The sequence below is a fragment of the Streptomyces sp. GL_141 genome (assembly GCF_057834385.1).
Window position 1 is genome coordinate 8,561,599 of record NZ_CM174402.1, and the last position, 16,193, is coordinate 8,577,791.

The 16,193-nt window shown below is 72.6% G+C and carries 21 protein-coding genes; 13 read left to right on the plus strand and 8 right to left on the minus strand.

What is annotated here, in order from left to right; all coding sequences use genetic code 11:
• Positions 1-36: 36 nt before the first annotated feature.
• Positions 37-1,650: an MFS transporter gene (locus AC3IX6_RS38035; protein WP_489367875.1), complete on the minus strand. Its 1,614-nt coding sequence runs from the start codon at positions 1,648-1,650 to the stop codon at positions 37-39.
• Between the two features lie 125 nt (positions 1,651-1,775).
• Complete coding sequence (locus AC3IX6_RS38040) at positions 1,776-2,795, minus strand: NAD(P)/FAD-dependent oxidoreductase (RefSeq protein WP_489367876.1); 1,020 nt, start codon at positions 2,793-2,795, stop codon at positions 1,776-1,778.
• A 97-nt stretch (positions 2,796-2,892) separates the two neighbouring features.
• Between AC3IX6_RS38040 and AC3IX6_RS38045 the strand changes: the two genes are divergently transcribed.
• The 4 genes from AC3IX6_RS38045 to AC3IX6_RS38060 all read left to right on the plus strand — a co-directional run bounded on the left by AC3IX6_RS38045 (position 2,893) and on the right by AC3IX6_RS38060 (position 6,388).
• Positions 2,893-3,549 (plus strand): helix-turn-helix domain-containing protein, encoded by a 657-nt coding sequence (locus AC3IX6_RS38045; RefSeq protein WP_489367878.1) that lies wholly within the window; start codon positions 2,893-2,895, stop codon positions 3,547-3,549.
• Between the two features lie 138 nt (positions 3,550-3,687).
• Positions 3,688-4,707 (plus strand): class I SAM-dependent methyltransferase, encoded by a 1,020-nt coding sequence (locus AC3IX6_RS38050; protein ID WP_489367879.1) that lies wholly within the window; start codon positions 3,688-3,690, stop codon positions 4,705-4,707.
• Positions 4,708-4,869: 162 nt separating this feature from the next.
• Complete coding sequence (locus AC3IX6_RS38055) at positions 4,870-5,655, plus strand: magnesium transporter CorA family protein (protein ID WP_489367880.1); 786 nt, start codon at positions 4,870-4,872, stop codon at positions 5,653-5,655.
• Positions 5,656-5,662: 7 nt separating this feature from the next.
• Positions 5,663-6,388, plus strand: a complete 726-nt coding sequence (locus AC3IX6_RS38060; protein WP_489367881.1) for a M15 family metallopeptidase — start codon at positions 5,663-5,665, stop codon at positions 6,386-6,388.
• Here AC3IX6_RS38060 and AC3IX6_RS38065 read toward each other — a convergent pair.
• On the minus strand, positions 6,309-6,926 hold the full coding sequence (locus tag AC3IX6_RS38065; protein ID WP_489367882.1) for a TetR/AcrR family transcriptional regulator: 618 nt from the start codon (positions 6,924-6,926) through the stop codon (positions 6,309-6,311). The genes AC3IX6_RS38060 and AC3IX6_RS38065 overlap by 80 nt on opposite strands.
• A 166-nt stretch (positions 6,927-7,092) precedes the next feature.
• Between AC3IX6_RS38065 and AC3IX6_RS38070 the strand changes: the two genes are divergently transcribed.
• Positions 7,093-8,574: an MFS transporter gene (locus AC3IX6_RS38070; protein WP_489367883.1), complete on the plus strand. Its 1,482-nt coding sequence runs from the start codon at positions 7,093-7,095 to the stop codon at positions 8,572-8,574.
• 23 nt (positions 8,575-8,597) lie between these two features.
• On the opposite strand, the gene AC3IX6_RS38075 is transcribed toward AC3IX6_RS38070, so the two are convergent.
• Entirely contained in the window at positions 8,598-9,728 is a 1,131-nt protein-coding gene (locus tag AC3IX6_RS38075) for an SRPBCC domain-containing protein (protein ID WP_489367884.1), read from the minus strand.
• 96 nt (positions 9,729-9,824) lie between these two features.
• On the opposite strand from AC3IX6_RS38075, the gene AC3IX6_RS38080 reads away from it, so the two are divergent.
• The 5 genes from AC3IX6_RS38080 (at position 9,825) to AC3IX6_RS38100 (ending at position 11,612) form a co-directional block, all read left to right on the plus strand.
• Positions 9,825-10,349 carry a GNAT family N-acetyltransferase gene (locus tag AC3IX6_RS38080; protein WP_489367885.1) on the plus strand — a complete coding sequence of 175 codons (525 nt, stop codon included), beginning with the start codon at positions 9,825-9,827 and terminating at the stop codon, positions 10,347-10,349.
• Positions 10,350-10,369: 20 nt separating this feature from the next.
• Positions 10,370-10,561 (plus strand): amidohydrolase family protein, encoded by a 192-nt coding sequence (locus AC3IX6_RS38085; protein WP_489367886.1) that lies wholly within the window; start codon positions 10,370-10,372, stop codon positions 10,559-10,561.
• 67 nt (positions 10,562-10,628) lie between these two features.
• A complete protein-coding gene (locus tag AC3IX6_RS38090; protein ID WP_214952159.1) occupies positions 10,629-10,784 on the plus strand; it encodes a DUF6131 family protein in 156 nt (51 codons plus the stop codon).
• A gap of 162 nt (positions 10,785-10,946) precedes the next feature.
• The gene (locus tag AC3IX6_RS38095) at positions 10,947-11,201 is read left to right on the plus strand and encodes a hypothetical protein (RefSeq protein WP_489367887.1); all 255 of its coding nucleotides are present in this window, start codon (positions 10,947-10,949) and stop codon (positions 11,199-11,201) included.
• A 114-nt stretch (positions 11,202-11,315) separates the two neighbouring features.
• On the plus strand, positions 11,316-11,612 hold the full coding sequence (locus tag AC3IX6_RS38100; RefSeq protein ID WP_489367888.1) for a WhiB family transcriptional regulator: 297 nt from the start codon (positions 11,316-11,318) through the stop codon (positions 11,610-11,612).
• Positions 11,613-11,690: 78 nt separating this feature from the next.
• Here the strand turns inward: AC3IX6_RS38100 and AC3IX6_RS38105 are convergent, their stop codons facing one another.
• On the minus strand, positions 11,691-12,035 hold the full coding sequence (locus AC3IX6_RS38105) for an SH3 domain-containing protein (RefSeq protein WP_489367889.1): 345 nt from the start codon (positions 12,033-12,035) through the stop codon (positions 11,691-11,693).
• Between the two features lie 274 nt (positions 12,036-12,309).
• Here AC3IX6_RS38105 and AC3IX6_RS38110 point away from each other — a divergent pair, with 274 nt between their 5' ends.
• Entirely contained in the window at positions 12,310-12,813 is a 504-nt protein-coding gene (locus tag AC3IX6_RS38110) for a hemerythrin domain-containing protein (RefSeq protein WP_489367890.1), read from the plus strand.
• A 139-nt stretch (positions 12,814-12,952) separates the two neighbouring features.
• On the opposite strand, the gene AC3IX6_RS38115 is transcribed toward AC3IX6_RS38110, so the two are convergent.
• Complete coding sequence (locus tag AC3IX6_RS38115; RefSeq protein WP_489367891.1) at positions 12,953-13,318, minus strand: PRC-barrel domain-containing protein; 366 nt, start codon at positions 13,316-13,318, stop codon at positions 12,953-12,955.
• 225 nt (positions 13,319-13,543) lie between these two features.
• On the opposite strand from AC3IX6_RS38115, the gene AC3IX6_RS38120 reads away from it, so the two are divergent.
• Positions 13,544-14,173 carry a VanZ family protein gene (locus AC3IX6_RS38120; protein ID WP_489367892.1) on the plus strand — a complete coding sequence of 210 codons (630 nt, stop codon included), beginning with the start codon at positions 13,544-13,546 and terminating at the stop codon, positions 14,171-14,173.
• Positions 14,174-14,269: 96 nt separating this feature from the next.
• Positions 14,270-15,337, plus strand: coding sequence for a mechanosensitive ion channel family protein (locus AC3IX6_RS38125; protein ID WP_489367893.1), 1,068 nt, complete (start codon positions 14,270-14,272; stop codon positions 15,335-15,337).
• Between the two features lie 58 nt (positions 15,338-15,395).
• On the opposite strand, the gene AC3IX6_RS38130 is transcribed toward AC3IX6_RS38125, so the two are convergent.
• Together AC3IX6_RS38130 and AC3IX6_RS38135 are read right to left on the minus strand one after the other, a co-directional pair.
• Positions 15,396-15,518 carry a hypothetical protein gene (locus AC3IX6_RS38130; RefSeq protein ID WP_389436265.1) on the minus strand — a complete coding sequence of 41 codons (123 nt, stop codon included), beginning with the start codon at positions 15,516-15,518 and terminating at the stop codon, positions 15,396-15,398.
• An 88-nt stretch (positions 15,519-15,606) separates the two neighbouring features.
• Positions 15,607-16,050: an ATP-binding protein gene (locus AC3IX6_RS38135; RefSeq protein ID WP_489367894.1), complete on the minus strand. Its 444-nt coding sequence runs from the start codon at positions 16,048-16,050 to the stop codon at positions 15,607-15,609.
• Positions 16,051-16,193 lie beyond the last annotated feature (143 nt).

A 16,193-nucleotide genomic window follows, 5' to 3' on the forward strand; every position in this document is an offset into this window, starting at 1 on the left:
GAAAGGGATGATGACATACAGGCATATGTCTTCCCGTCACCTCGTCGAGAGGACCTCGGGGTCCGCCACCCGATCCCGGGCGGGCTCCGCCGCCGGGTTCTTCGGGCCGCGGGCGAGGACGTAGAGGAACAGGACGCCCATGACGGCCACCCCCGCCCACATGGCCTGCTGCCAGCCCTCGACGAAGGACTGCCGGGCGGCGTCGACGAGGGCCTGCGCCCGGGGGCCCGCACCGCCCGCGGCTCCGACGGCGTTGGCGACGCCCTCCCTCGCGGCGTCGGCGGCGTCCCGGGGAATGCCCTGGAGCCGCTCGTCGATGGCGTCCCGGTAGCCGGCCGACAGCAGCGCTCCGAGCAGGGCCACCCCCAGCGCGGTGCCGAACTCGCGGGTGACGTCGTTGAGCGCGGAGGCCACGCCCTGGCGCTCCCGCGGCAGGGAGCCGGTGATGGCCTCGGTGGAGGGCGTCATCGCCAGACCCATGCCGATGCCCATGGCGAGCATGCCCGGGAGGACGGACGGGTAGCCGGCGTCGACGGAGACGATGCCCGCCATCAGGGCCAGACCGGCGCCCGCCAGCAGGATGCCGGTCGCCATGGTCGCGCGCGCACCGAAGCGCGGGGCCAGCCGGGGAGCCAGACCGGAGGCCGCCATCATGGCCACGGCCATGGGCATGAGGGCGAGCGTGGACCTGATGCCCGACCAGCCCAGAACGGCCTGGAGGAAGGGGAACAGCACCACGAAGATCCCCGCCTGCACGCCGAAGACCGTGAGCAAGGTGAGGGAGCCGCCGGCCAGGCCCCGCTCGCGGAACAGCCGTACGTCGAGCAGCGCGGCGTCCCGCAGCCGCAGCTCCCAGCCCACGAAGACGACGGCGGCGAGGAGCCCCGCGGCGAGGCCGGTCAGGGTGGCGGGATCGGACCAGCCGCGCTCCGGCCCTTCCTGGAGGGCGAAGATGAGGCCGACAGAGGCGACGACCGAGGTCAGCGCCCCGACGGTGTCGAAGGGGTGCCCCGGCGTCTCGCGGGAGTCGGGGATCGCGCGCAGCGACATGGCGAGGGCCACGACGACCAGCGCGACGGGCAACACGAAGAGGTAGCGCCAGTTCGCCACGTCGACGAGCGCCGCGGAGAGGAACATGCCGAGGATGCCACCGCCGCCGGCGACGCCGGTCCACACGCCGATGGCCCGGCCGCGCTGGTCCTCGGGGAAGGTGGAAGTGATCACGGCGAGGGTGATGGGCATGATCATCGCGGCGCCCACACCGCTGAGCAGCCGGGCCGCGAGCATGACCTCCGCCGACGGGGCGAGGCCCGCGAGGGCGCTCGCGACGCCGAAGACGGTCAGGCCGGCGATCAGTGTGGGCTTGCGGCCCAGCCGGTCGCCGAGTGCTCCGAGCGGGAGCAGGAGCGCGGCCAGGGTGAGGGTGTAGAGGTTGATGATCCACAGGACGGTGCTCTGCGAAGCGCCGAACTCGACGGCGAGGTCGGGCTGAGCGACGTTCAGTCCGGACACCGAGGCGATGACGGCCATCAACGCGATGCACACGGTGATCAGAATGGTGCGCAGCCGTCGCGGGTCCGGGCCGTCCTCGCCGTGGACGGCGCCGGGTGCGTCTGGGACTGCGGCCCCTGCGGGCTGGTTCGTACTCATGGCTTCCTCTCGGAAAAGGGCATGCGGAAGGCAGCGCCGGACCAGGTCCGGCGCTGCCGGTGAGGGAGGGGAGCGAGGGGGGAGAGGGACAGGGGAAGCGCGGGCGTTCGCGTGCCCGCTGCGCGTCAGGCGAGGGCGGCGACCGCCGCGACCGCCGCGACCGCCGCGACCGCCGCGTCGGTGTCGGCGACGGCGAGGAGGGCGTTGATGTGGGCGCCCGCCAGCGCCCCGGCCGCGGCCGAGGCCCCGACCTGGGCGATCGGGTCGGTGACGTTGCCCGCCACCCACACCCCCGGCACGTCGGTGGCACCGGCCGCGCCGGAGACGAAGCGGCGGCCGCCGCCGGGCAGGTCCTCCATCGGCAGACCCAGGCCCGCCAGGCCCTCGGTCCGGGCCACGAGCGTGGTCGCCACCGCGAGGACGCGTCGGGCGAGGACCCGGCCGTCCGTCAGGCGGACACCGCCGATCCCGCCGTCGCGGTCTCCTACGACCTCTGCGACCGGGGTGTCGACGACCCGGATGCCGCGTGCGGCGAAGCGCGCACGGGTCTCGTCGTCGAGCTCGGTGCCGTGCGCGAAGTAGACGAGGTCGTCGGTGAGCTGACGGAACAGCAGGGCGTGGTGGATCGATGCGGGGCCGGTGGCGAGGACGCCGATCGGCTCGTCGCGCACCTCCCAGCCGTGACAGTACGGGCAGTGCACCACGCTGTGCCCCCAGTGCTCGGCCAGGCCGGGCAGTTCGGGCAGCACATCGCGCAGACCGGTGGCCACCAGCAGGCGGCGCGCGGTCAGGACGCGGCCGTCGGTCAGGGTGACGGCGAAGCGCAGGTCGCCGTCGGCGGACGGAGCGGCGTGCGCGGCGGCGGAGACCTCGCCTGAGACGACGAGGCCGCCGTAGCGGCGTACTTCCTCGCGGCCCCGCCCGTACAGTTCCGCCGGCGGGGTGCCGTCCAGGGCGAACAGGCCGTGCACGCCCTCGGCGGGTGCGTTGCGGGGGGTGCCGCTGTCGATCACGACGACCGAGCGGCGGGAGCGGGCGAGCATCAGCGCACCGTTCAGACCGGCGGCGCCGCCGCCGATCACCACGGCGTCGACGGTCCCGTCCGGCAGCGCGTCGGTCGCGTATGCGGTAGTCATCGCGGACATGTCGTCGGATTCCTTCCTGGGTGTTCCTTCGTACCGGCCCGGTGGTCCGGGGCCGTCTGCACACGACGCTAACCGCGACTTGCAGCACGGGCATACAATGTTGCCTATGACGCAAGAAGACGGCGACCTGGACAGCCTCGTACGCAAACGCATCCGCGCGCTGCGGGTGGCGCAGGGCTGGTCTCTGGAGGAACTGGCCGTGCGGGCCCGGCTCAGCCAGTCCACGCTCAGCCGCATCGAGAACGGTCAGCGCCGCCTGGCCCTGGACAGTCTCGTCACGCTCGCCCGCGCGCTGGACACCACCTTGGACCAGCTCGTGGAGACCGCGACCGACGATGTGGTCACCAGCCCGATGATCGACGCCGCCCGCGGGCAGATGCGCTGGCCGATCAAGGGTGAGCCGGGCATGACCGTCATTCGCCAGCGCATGACCGAGCCGCCGCCCGACAACCCCTCCCGCATGCGTGCGCACCCCGGGCGTGAATGGCTCGTGGTCCTGTCCGGCACCGCGATCCTCCTGCTGGGGCACCGCCGCTTCCGCATCGAGGCGAACCAGTCGGCGGAGTTCCCCACGATGATGCCGCACGCGATCGGCGCCGAGGGGGGACCGTGCGAGATCCTGGGGATCTTCGACCGGGATGCCCGCCGCGGCCACCAGCGGGACAGCGGCGTCGGTGACGCGGGCGGCGACGGGGCCGGTGGCGGGGTCGGCGACGGAGGAAGCGAAGGCACTGCTCAGGGGTCGGCTCGCTGAGGGCGCGCGGTGACCCTTCCCGGCCCGTACGGGGTGTCGGGCGCGGGCGTCTTGCGCGTCCTGGGGGCCACCGGGTCATCTTCTTGCCTAACCGGCAAGATTCAATGCGGCAAGCGCATGAGGCCCTACCGTGGAGCCATGACCCACGCACCGCACACCCCCCAGCACGGCCACGCTCAGCACGACGACGCCCACCACGCTGACGCCCACCAGGGCGCCGGCCACCACGGCCAGGGCCACCACGTTGACGCCCACAGCGGCGGAGCACACAACGGCGACGCCCACCACGGCCAGGGCCGCCACGGCGACGCCCACCACGGCCATGATCACGGCCATGCCCGCCAGGACCTGGAGGGCCAGGCGGAGATCCTCGACCTGGACGCGGAAGTCCTCGCCGAACACATCACCGACATCACCAACTGGCTGCCCCTGAGCGAGCCCCCTCGCCACATCGTGGACCTGGGCTGCGGCACGGGAGCCGGCACCTTCGCCCTGCTCGACCGCTTCCCCGACGCGCACGTCACGGCCGTCGACTCCTCGGCCGCGCACCTGCAGCGCCTGCGGGAGAAGGCCTGCGCCCGGGGCGTCGAGGACCGCGTCCGCACCGTGCAGGCCGACCTCGACGCAACCGAGTGGCCCGACCTCGGCGTGCCCGACCTGGTGTGGGCCTCGGCCTCGATGCACCACATGGCCGACCCGGACCAGGCCCTGCGCACGGTCCGCGAACTGCTCGCCCCCGGCGGACTGTTCGCCGTCGTCGAGCTGGCGGGCTTCCCCCGGTTCCTGCCCGAGGGCGCCCCCGAGGGCCGGCCCGGACTGGAAGAGCGCTGCCACACCGCGAGCGAGAGCTACCACGCCGAGCACGTGCCCCACCGGGGCGCCGACTGGGGACCCAAGCTCACCGCGGCGGGATTCACCCTCGACGGCGACCGCGTGCTCAGCGTGAACATCGAAGGCGCCCGCAGCGAGGCGGTCGGCGCGTACGCCCGCGGCAGCCTGCTGCGCCTCCGCAGCAGCATCGCCGAGGTCCTCCCGACCGAGGACCTCGCCGCACTCGACCGGCTGCTCGACACCGACGGACCCGGGAGCATCCTGCGCCGCGAGGACCTCGCCGTGCGGACCGAACGCACCGTCTGGGCGGCACGCCGCACGAACTGATCCGTGCGGCGGGGCCGGCCGTCGGCTTCCGCGCCGCGACGCCACCCGCGGGGGGTGTCGCTCGCGGAGCGGCCCGAGCCGTCCGCCTAGGCCGTCTCTTTCGGATCTTGCCTGGCCCGCGTCGCCCGGCAAGATCCGAAAGAGACGGCCTAGCCTGCTCGGGTGGCACGAACCCGGCTCTACCGCGACGGCGTCCTGGCCCTGGAGGGGTTCCCCACCCAGGACCTCTCCGCCTACGCGGGCCAGCCCGCCTGCACCGTCTGGCTGGACCTCTGCGATCCCACCGAGGCGGACTTCGACCTGATCGCCGAGCAGTTCGGGCTGCACGAGCTGGCAGTCGAGGACGCCCGGCACGCGCACCAGCGCGCCAAGCTCGACCGCTACCGCACGCACCTCTTCCTCAGCGCCTACGCCGTCTGCACCGACACCCCCGACGGCCCCCTGCGGACCCGCGAGATCGCCGCCTTCATCACCGCCAACGCCCTGATCACCGTCCGTGCGAGCGGCCACTTCGACATGGACCGCGTCGTCGCCCACTGGGACGACTCCGCCGACCTGGCCAAGGAGGGCGTGGTGCTGCCCATGCGCGAGGTCGTCAACACCCTGCTGCGCCGCGACCTGCACACCGTCAGCCCCGCGATGCTGCCGTACTACCAGGACGTCTACGACCACGTCCTGCGCGCCACCGAGTGGACCGAGTCCCTGCGCGACCTGGTGAACTCGGTCATGGACACCAATCTCAACGTCCAGGGCAACCGGCTGAACCTGATCATGAAGAAGGTCACCAGCTGGGCCTCCATCATCGCCGTCCCGACCGCGATCACCGGCTTCTACGGCCAGAACGTCCCCTTCCCGGGCGACGGCACCCGCACCGGCTTCCTGGTCTCCTCCGCCCTGATGCTCACCCTCTCCGTGGCCCTCTACTTCGGTCTGAGCGGTAGGCGATGATCAAGGGATGAGCGAAATAGTCTTGATGTCGGACCCGAAGGTCGCTGCGATACCCGTCGAGGAGTCCGGCGAACCCCTCGTGGACGTCCGCAGCGGCGGCCACCTGCTGGTCGACGCACGCAAACAGGACCCGGCGGACGCCTTCGCGTACCTGCGGGAAGGCGTGCTGGCGCGCCTGCTGGCCGCCCAGAAGACCCTTCCCCGCGGCCTGCGACTGCTGTTCGTCGAGGGGTACCGGCCGCCCTCGCTCCAGCGCGCGTACTTCGAGGAGTACGCCGGTCTGCTGCGGGTCGGCAACCCCGCGTGGAGCGAGGAGCGGATCCATGCGGCCGCCAGTCGCTACGTCTCCCCGCCCGCGATCGCTCCGCACAGCGCCGGTGCGGCCGTGGATCTCACCCTGGCCGACGCCGAGGGGCACGAGCTGGACATGGGCACGCGGATGAACGCGGATCCGGAGGAGAGCGGGGGCGCCTGTTACACGCACGCCGCCGGCATCGGCGAGGAAGCCCGCGCCAACCGGGAGCTGCTGGGTGCCGCGCTCACCGCCGCCGGCCTGGTGAACTACCCGACGGAATGGTGGCACTGGTCCTTCGGCGATCGCTACTGGGCGCTGCTCACCGGGGAAGCCGCGGCGTGCTACGGCCCGAAGGAGATCACTTCTGCGGCCGCCGCAGCAGTGGGGGAGCCGGGTGGGGCAGGGGGTTCGCCGCGGCCGGGCTCAGGCCGTCCATGACCAGGGCCACGTAGCGGGGCCAGCCCTCCTCGGCGGGGTCCATGGTCCATAGCACGCTGACGAGCATGCCCATGATCCTCTTCAGGTCCTCGGGCACGAGGTCGCCCCGGATCACCCCGGCCCGCTGCCCCCGCGTCACCAGCGGGTCGAGCGCGGCGAAGAACCGCGCGCTGACCTCAGCGGAGAGGACTCCGGCGTTCCGGGCGGCCGTCAGCACGTGGTGCTCGCCGGCCGCCGAGGCCAGGGCGGCTTCGAGTACGACGGTCAGGCCGCGGCGGGGGTCCTCGTCGGCCAGTCCGCGGTCGATGACGGGCAGGACGTCCTGGGTGAACTGCTGGTCGAGCACGGCGCGGAGCAGGGCGGCCTTGTCGGGGAAGCGGCGGAAGAGCGTGGCGATCCCCACGCCGGCCCGCCGCGCGATCTCGTCGAGCGGCGCGTCGGGTCCCAGCTCGGCGTACACGTCGCGTGCCGCTCTGACGATCTTCTCGATGTTGCGCACGGCGTCGGCGCGCAGGGGTTTGGGGCTGTCGGTCGGCACGCTGCCGATCATACAACTGATAGTCGACGATCAGATCTGGTTGACACGTCGCCCGCCTCGAACTGATAGTTGACTACTGATTGTGGTGTGCGCCGACCCCGTACCCACGCATCGCCGGGCTCGCGGCCCGATCGGCCCGATCGACAAGACCCCCCTAGGACCCTTCATGCCACAGCCGCCCACGGCCGCCCCCCGCACCGGCAAGGTGATCGCGACGCTCGCGCTCGCGGGCATCGCCGCAGCCGTCATGCAGACGCTGGTCACGCCGCTGCTGGCCGAGCTGCCGAAGATCCTCCACACCTCCCACTCCAACTCCGCATGGGTCGTCACCGCCACCCTCCTGGTCGCGGGCGTGTGCGTACCGATCAGCGGGCGCCTGGGCGACATGCTCGGCAAGCGCCGGATGCTCCTGGCCTGTTGCATACCGCTGATCGTCGGATCGGTGGTGTGCGCGCTGGCGGGCGGCGTCGTCCAGATGATCATCGGGCGGGGCCTGCAAGGCGTCGGCATGGGCATGATCCCGCTGGGCATCGCCCTGCTCCGCGACATCCTCCCCGCCGAGAAGCTCAGTTCCTCCATCGCCCTCGTGAGCGCCTCCATGGGCATCGGCGGCGGCATCGGCCTCCCGCTCTCCGCGGCCGTCGCCCAGTACACGAGCTGGCGCTTCCTGTTCTGGGGTTCCGCGGCGCTCGCCGGCTGCGTCGCCGTCATGATCGTGGCCTTCATCCCCGAGGTCCCGGCCGCCGTCAAGGGGCAGCGCTTCGACGTGATCGGCGCGCTCGGCCTCGCGGCCGGCCTGGTGTCCCTGCTGCTGTTCGTGTCCAAGGGCGCGGACTGGGGCTGGGGTTCCGCGACCACCCTCGGCCTGATCGCCACCGCGGTCGTGGTCCTGGCCGCCTGGGTGTGGTTCGAATGGCCGACCACCGACCCGCTGGTCGACCTGCGCACCACGGTCCGCCCGCGCGTCCTGCTGACCAACCTCGCCTCCGTCTCCATCGGCTTCGGCATGTACGCGAGCATGCTGGTCATTCCGCAACTGCTGCAGTTCCCCGCCGCCACCGGCTACGGCCTGGGCCGGTCCATGCTGGCGGCGGGCATGTGGATGCTGCCCGGCGGGCTGATGATGATGGCCGTGTCCCCCCTCGGGGGCAAGCTCACCGACGCCCGCGGCCCGAAGGTCACCCTCGTCTGCGGAGCACTCGTCCTGGCCGCGGGGTACGGCGTCGCGCTCCTCTTCTCCACGACGGCCGTCGGGCTGATGGCCGCCGTCATGGTCATCAACAGCGGCGTCGCCCTCGCCTACGGAGCCATGCCCGCTCTGATCATGAGCGCGGTGCCCCATACGGAGACCGGCGCCGCCAACGGCTTCAACGCCCTGATGCGCTCCCTGGGCACCTCCGTCGGAGCCGCCGTCGTCGGTGTCGTGCTGGCTCGGATGACGACCACGGCGGGCGGATTCACCTTCACCTCCGAGGCGGGCTTCCGTACCGGCCTGCTGATGGGCGGCGGCTTCGCCCTGCTCTCCGGGGCCGTCGCCGCTCTGATCCCCGCCCTCCGGCCGCACCGCCTCGAACCGCCGGACCGGCTCGAACTGCCGGACCAGGCGGGCCCCGTGACCGAAACGGCCCCCGCCCCGGTGGGCAAGTAGCGCCGGCGCTCAGCCCGTCCGGGTCATCGGACCGCTTCGACGTACGACGCCAGGTGGGCCAGCGAGGAGGCGATGCCCGCCTCGTGGTCCGCCTGGTCGATGCCCGGCGGCACGTCCGTGGCGGTGACGGTCACCTCGGTGCCCTGCTCGGAGGCGGTCAGGTGCCAGGTCATCGTCATGGTGCCGGCGTACGAGGGGTCGTCGGACACGAACACGGCCTGCTGCACCACGCGTTCGGGCGGCACCAGTCCGGTGAACCGTACGTCGACCACATCGGTCGCGTCGGAGCTCTTGCCCGGACTCCCGGTGGCGTCGAAGGAGGTGTCGAGGTAGGTGAGGACCATCCGGAAGCCGCCCCCGGGCCGCGGGTCCCACCACTCGATCCGCCCGCTCATCCCGTCCGGCGGAAGCCAGGCTTCGAGGGACGCGCGGTCGAGCAGGGCGGCGTAGACGGCCTCCGGCGGCGCCGCGACCGTACGGGCGGCGCGGTCGGTCCTGCCGGTGGACCCCTTCCCGGACCTCTTCCCGGGCCCGCCCCGGTGCGCCGGCGCGTCGTCGGCGGAAGCCTCCAGGGTGCGCAGGTGCGTGGTCACCGCCGCCGTGGTGCGCTGCTCGTCGCGGCTCGCCAAGAGGTCCAGCAGCGCCCCGCGCAGGACCGAGAGCAGCAGGGTGCGCTCGGCGAGCCCCACGGGCGTGTCACGGCGGGCCGGGGGCTGGGCGGCGGCGAAGAGCTCCAGCCAGTCGGCGATCGTCCGCTCCGCGAAGCCCGCCCAGGGCCCCGCGCCGCCGCTCAGCGAGCGTGAGTAGCCCTCGACCCAGAGGGTGAGGACCTTGCGGTGTCCCGGGTCGGCCAGCCAGCTCCACACCAGCTCGCCCGTGCGGGCGAGCCCGTGCTCCGGCCGGGCCCGGTGCACGGCTTCGAGCATTCCCGTCTCGTCCTGCCGGGCCCGCGCGAGCAGCGCCTGCACCAGGGCGTCCTTGCTGCCGAACAGGAAGAGGAGGACGCGCGGGCTGCTGCCGATCGCCTCGGCCAGGGGCCGCAGGGACATGTCCGCCAGCCCGTGGTCCAGCACATGGGCGTAGGCCAGCTCCAGGAGCTGCTGCTTGCGGGCGGAATCGGCGCGGGCGGAGTCGTCACGGGCGGAGGGGCTCATCCGGACATTATGCTTTACTGAAACAGTCGTTTCAGTAAAGCAGAGGTTCGAAGGCCGGTAGTTCGGTGGTTGCGGCCGACCGGAGAGGGAGTCCCCATGAATGAGGTCCGCGCGGTGATCAGGCCGCTGGGGGAGCCGGGCGATCTCGGCTGGGTGGTGATGGCCCACGGCGAGCAGTACGCGAAGGAATTCGGCTGGGACATCGGCTTCGAGGCCCTGGTGGCGCGGATCGTCGCGGACTACGCCGCCGACCACGATCCCTCCCGCGAGGCGGCCTGGATCGCCGAGCTGGACGGCCGCCGCGTCGGCAGCGTGTTCTGCGTGGCCGACGAAGACGGCGAGGTCAATGAAGACGGCTCCGGCGGCACCGCGAAGCTGCGGATCCTCCTCGTGGACCCCGTCGCCCGCGGCCACCGCCTGGGCTCGCGCCTGGTCGCCCAGTGCGTGGACTTCGCCCGCGCGGCGGGGTACCGGCGGATCCGGCTGTGGACCAACGACACCCTGGCGGCCGCGCGCGGGATCTACCTGGCCGCCGGTTTCCGGCTCGTCGAGGAGGAGCCGCACCACAGCTTCGGCGCCGATCTGATCGGACAGGTCTACGAGCTCGACCTGTCGGCCTGAACGGCGCCCCCGCCCGGCCGGTGTTACCGCCGCTCCGGCCCGAGGTCGACGGCGACCACCGTGCAGAGCTCGCCGTACGGGACCAGGAATGGATCACCGGAGAAGCCCTCGGTCCGGACCGGCTGATGTTCGGCTCCGACTGGCCGGTGTGCTCGCTGGCGACCCCTGGCCGGGACCCGGACGGCACAGATAAAGAGGGCGCCCGGGGGTAGACGCGAGCCGAGGCACCGCGGCGGAGCCACCGCTCCGCCGTCTTCCCGACGCGCGAGTGAGGACATCATGCTTTTCGCCGGACTCATCCTCCTGCTCATCGGATTCCTGACGGGAATCTCCATTCTGTGGACCATCGGCGTCATCCTGCTCGTGGTGGGGGCGGTGCTGTGGATCCTTGGCTCGGTCGGACACGCGGTCGGCGGCCGGCGTCATTACTGGTAGCCGGCGGCGCCACCGCCGTACGGCCGTCTGGCGGCTCGCCCCGTTCGGGGGCGGGCCGCCATCCCATTTCAGGAGCAACTCAGCTGTGTCGTACGCCCGTTGCGGGGTATCCGCGCAGCACGCCCGTCAGGCAGGCGGAGTACTCGAAGGAAGGGAACCGCGATGACGACGACCGGATTGCACGGATACAAGACCCTCCCCGGCGCACAGGCGCTCCGCCGGCAGGCCGTCCGGACCCGGGAGGAACTGGGCCGCCTCGTGGAGGACGGGAAGCTCGACTCCGCACGGGACAAGGCCGTGCGGGCCGCGACCACGGTCCGGAGCCACCGGACCGCGTGGGTCACGGCCGCCGGCGTCCTGACCGTGGCCCTGCTGGCCCGGCGGAGCCGCCGGGCACGACGGGAACGGGCTGTTTGAGCCGACCGTTCCGGGTCAGACGAGAAGCGATCGCGCATCCGAATCAGGTCCGCATCCGATCGGATCCCGTTCCGGGTCCGGGCCGTCTCCGATGGAGGTTCTGAGGTGGGAAATGTGTCGCGTCTGCCGGGTCGTGCCGAGCACCACTGGTTGTGGCAGGAGGACGCCGCCTGCCGGGAACTGGGCTCGCGCCTCTTCTTCTATCCCACGGGCGAACAGCGCCCGGAGCGAGAGGCGCGGGACGCGGCGGCGAAGGAGGTGTGCGCGCTGTGCCCGGTGCAGCGCGAGTGCCTGCGGCACGCGCTGGAGGTGGGAGAGCCCTTCGGCGTCTGGGGCGGGCTCACCGCGCACGAGAGGCGTGAACTCCGTACCGCGGGAGGCGACAGGCGCGCACTGCCCTCCACCGCTTGAGCCCCGGCACGCGTGAAGGGAGCGGCCCCGCACACCGGGGCCGCTCCCTTCACGCGTGTCACCGCCCGCCGCGCGGTGTCAGCAGGGCCGGACCGGCTGGAGGTTGTGGACGTAGCGGGCCGAGACCCAGCCCTTCGAGCCGTGCAGCCGGTACCACACCGGGTTGCCGTCCACCCAGCCCCCGCGCTTCTGGCACACGAGGCGCACCCGCTCGTGCGGGTGCAGCTTCTTCACCACGTCCGAGTACACGGTCGGCTTCTCGCGGACGTTGAGCGGCGCGCGGGTCTCGACCACGCCCACGGGGCCGGACGCGCCCTGCGCGTGGCCGGCGGCGAGCGCGTCGGCCGCCCAGCCGGCCGTACTCAGCGGCCCGATCAGTACTCCGGCCGCCAAGGCGTACGTCAGCAATGCCTTCTTCACCATCGGATCCACTCTCCCTGTGTCGCCTGGGCGCGGGGCCGGCAGCCCGTGCGGCCGACCGCCCCGACCGACTATCCACCGCCCGTGCGGCCGATCGGCGGCGGCCCGGAGGGAACACGCCCCCGTTGCTCCGGATGGCCCAGCGCCGTGCGCCCCCACGGCCGTCCCGGCCGACCACGGCGAGGGTTCCGCATCGCGAGGCGCCGAGGTTTGAACCCGCCGGTATCGAGCAGGCGCCCCTGCGGAACGAAACGCGTGAGCAGAGGAGGAACGTGGCATGGCCGCGGACGCACACGAGACCCAGGACGTCGTCGCCCTGATCCTCAAGGACCACCGCAGGATGGAGGAGCTCTTCCGTCGGATGCGCAGCGTGGAGGCCGACCGGGCGGACGCGCTCGCGAAGCTGTCCGCGCTCCTCGTGGCGCACGGCGAGGCCGAGGAGGCGGAGGTGTACGGCGCGCTGAAGCGGTTCAAGGACGTCGACAACGCCGAGGTCGAGCACGGGACCGAGGAGCACGCCGAGGGCAACGAGGCCCTCCTGGCGCTGCTGGAGGTGTCCGAAGTGGGTTCCGACGACTGGGACGGGCGGCTGGAAGACCTGGTCAAGGCGGTCTCCCACCACCTCGACGAGGAGGAGCGCACCATCCTCAACGGAGCCCGGGAGAACGTACCGGACGAGCGGAGGGCCGAGCTCGGGGCGGCCTTCCTGCGGGAGCGGGAACGACAGCTCGCCGCCGACTGCGGCAGCGTCGAGAACGTGCGCGCGGTCGTACGGGGCTGACGGCGGCTGCCGCCGGCTCCGCGCTGCCGGCCAGGTCCGCGCTGCGGGCACGGTCCGCGCTGCGGGCACGGGCCGCGCTGCGGGCACGGGAACGGGGCCCGGACTCGTCGAGTCCGGGCCCCGTTCCCGTGCCTCCGGGTCAGATGATGCGCCCGCCGAAGCCGCCGACGGAGTAGTAGGTCCCGATCTCCTCGCGGTACCCGACGTCGTCGAGGTGCTTCTCGCGATGGAACTCCGGGGCGTTCTTGATCTGTTCCTTGGTGCCCTCGACGTAGACCTTCTCCCGGTTCGCGTCGACGATGATCACGGTGCTCGCCGGGAGCAGGACCTCCTTGCCGAAGATCCAGATACCGGTGTCCACGACCAGGTAGGCGTCACCGGCCTCGTCGGAGTGCTTGTCGACCTTGCCGATGCTGCCGTCGGTCGCCTCGACCGTGTAGCCGATCAGATCGGTGCCGGTCAGGTGGCCCGCGGTCGACCTGTAGCTCCACACATGCTCAGTCACGCGAAAACAACTCCTTCGCCAGACAGGGGGCGGCGACGCGGTGCCGGCCGTCCCTCTCTTTCGATGTCGTACGCGGCGCTGTCGGCGCCCCGCCCGAACTCGCCTGCCCCGGCTCCGCCCCTTCATTCACCCCGGAGCGCCCGGGCCGTTGCGACGGAACGCCGGTCCGGACCCGGCTCGGCCGCCGGGGGCGTACCGGACCGTTCGCCGGGCAGACGAGCCGCCATGACATGGAGACGCGCGCTGCGGCGCAGTGGGAGTTCCGAGACCGGACCCGTGGCGGCCGCCTGGCGACGGCCCCGTCCGGCGCACCCGGCCGTCCGGGCGCTGGCCATGGTGGCGGCCTTCGTCGGGACCGTCCTGTTCAGCGTGGTCCTGGCACGGCTCACGCTGGAACCCTCCGCCGCCTCGGTGGACCTGGTGCACAGCAACGTCCGGCCCGGCCACTCGATCAGCGCCTACCTGGACGGCGCGTCGACCGTCGAGGCGGTGCGCCAGCTGGGCGGGAACCTGCTGCTGGGCCTGCCGTTCGGGGTGCTCCTGCCCGTCCTCATGCCCCCGGCCCGGGGGCTGCTGCGGGTCGCCGTGGTGACGGTGTGTCTGATGACGCTGGTGGAGCTGATCCAGGGCGCCCTCGTCACGGGACGCGTCTTCGACATCGACGACGTCATCCTCAACACGACCGGTGCCCTCCTCGGCTACCTGCTGATCGGCCGCCGCATGGGCCGGGCCGTGCACCCGCGCCGCCGGCACTGGTGGCACCGCCGGCCCCGGCAAGGCCATCCCGCGCCCCCGCCCAAGCCGGAGCCGAAGCCGGAGCCGGAGCCGGACCCCAGGGCGGAACCGAAGGTGTAGGCCGTGCGCACGGGGACGTTGAGCTCGCCCCGTGTCAGGTCCCTGCCGTGGGGCAGGCGCGGGAAGGTCCGTGCCGCTTCCACCCACTGGGGAGACATGAACAGCGCCCTTCGCCTCCTGGCCCTCCTGGGGGCCTCGATCCTGCTCACCGCCGCGGCCGGCTGGGCCGTCGACCGACTGCTCCGCCGCGCCGACGCACGACACCCCGAAACGCCCTTGTGGAACCTGCTGCGCCGCTGTCGGCACGCCCTGCAGATCGTCCTGCTCGCCGCACTGTTCAAGGGCGCCTGCCGGCACGCGGAGTGGCCCCCGCTGCGGGACAACGCGGCCGCCACGGGCCGGATCCTTATCCTCGCCCTGATCGGCGCCGGGGCCTGGCTGATCGTGGTCGTGGCCTCCGCCGCCGTCGAGTCGGGGTACGCCCGCTACGCCACCGGCACCCGCGACCCGGCCCGGGTACGCCGGGTCCGTACCCAGGTGACGCTGATCACGAGGGTCGTGACCGTCGTCGCGGCCGTGATCGCGGGCGCCGCGATGCTCCTCACGTTCCCGAGCTTCCGCGCGCTCGGCACCTCCGTGCTCGCCTCCGCCGGGATCATCGGCATCGTGGCCGGCGTGGCGGCCCAGTCCGCCCTCGGGAACCTCTTCGCGGGCTTCCAGATCGCCTTCGGCGACCTCGTGCGCATCGGCGACACGGTCGTGGTCGCCGGCGAGTGGGGGGTCGTCGAGGACATCACCCTCACCTTCCTCGCCGTACGCACCTGGGACGAACGCCGCATCACCATGCCGGTCTCGTACTTCACCACCAGGCCGTTCGAGAACTGGTCGCGCGGCGGGGTCCAGATGACCGGCACGGTCTTCCTCCACTGCGACCACAGCGCGCCCGTGGACCTCCTGCGGGACAAGGTCCTGGAGATCCTGCACGACTGCCCGCAGTGGGACGGCCGCGGCTGGGACCTCGCGGTCACGGAGACGACGCCCTCCACCATCGTGGTGCGGGCCATCGTCACGGCCAAGGACGCCGACGACGTGTGGACGGTGCGCTGCGCCGTACGCGAGCAGCTGATCGCCTGGCTGGCGGAGAAGCACCCCGGCGCCCTGCCCCGCATCCTGCTGGAGCCCGCTCCGACGGCCCACGGCCCGGCCGACGGCCGCCCCCGCTGACCGAACTCCCCGCCGGGCAGGGCCCGTACGCTGCGGCCACGGCCGGACGTACGCGTTCCTACCGGTGCCGGGCGAGGGTGTGCACGAGGACGATCAGCGCGAAGGCGATGACGAGCAGGTGCACCCAGGAAGGGCCGATCGCGGGGGCCAGGGACAGGGAGCTGAACTGATGAGAGGTCATGAGGCGCTCCTGCCCCCGGAGGCCGGATCGACGCGCTCCCTCACCCGGACGGCCTAGGGCCGGGCGCACCCGGGCCCCGTCGGCTCCGTCAGCGCGGTGCGGGCCTGCCGGACACCAGGCGGGTGACCTCGATCTCGGCCCAGACGGCCTTGCCGTGCTCCTGTGCGTGCGTGCCCCAGCGGTCGGACAGGCGCTCCACGATGTGCAGACCGTGGCCGCCGGGCATGCCGCGCCGCGGTGCCGGGTGGAGGAGGGGCAGGTCCGTGGTGCCGTCGCAGACCTCGATGCGCAGCGTTTCCCCGGCCGTGAGCACCAGCTCCCGGCAGCCGTCCGCGTGCAGGGAGGCGTTGGTCAGCAGCTCGGACACGAGGAGCAGGGCGTCCTCGGCGGTCTCCGTACCGTCCCAGCCCCAGTCGCGCAGGGCCCGGCGCGTGAAGTCGCGTCCCTTGGCCACCGCCCCCCCGATGCCCGCCAGTGCGAGGCGACGCCGCTGGCCTCCTCCGGGAAGGCCGCCGGGAAGGCCGGCGCTCACTGGATCTCCCGTCTCCGGTCCGATGGTCTCCACCGTGCTCTCGCACCCCCGTGCCGACGCTGCTTCGTTCGCTGCTCCCGGGACCGCACGACGAGGTCGTGGTCGGTGTCCCGGACTGTCCGTATGCCCCCGAGCGGCCCGAG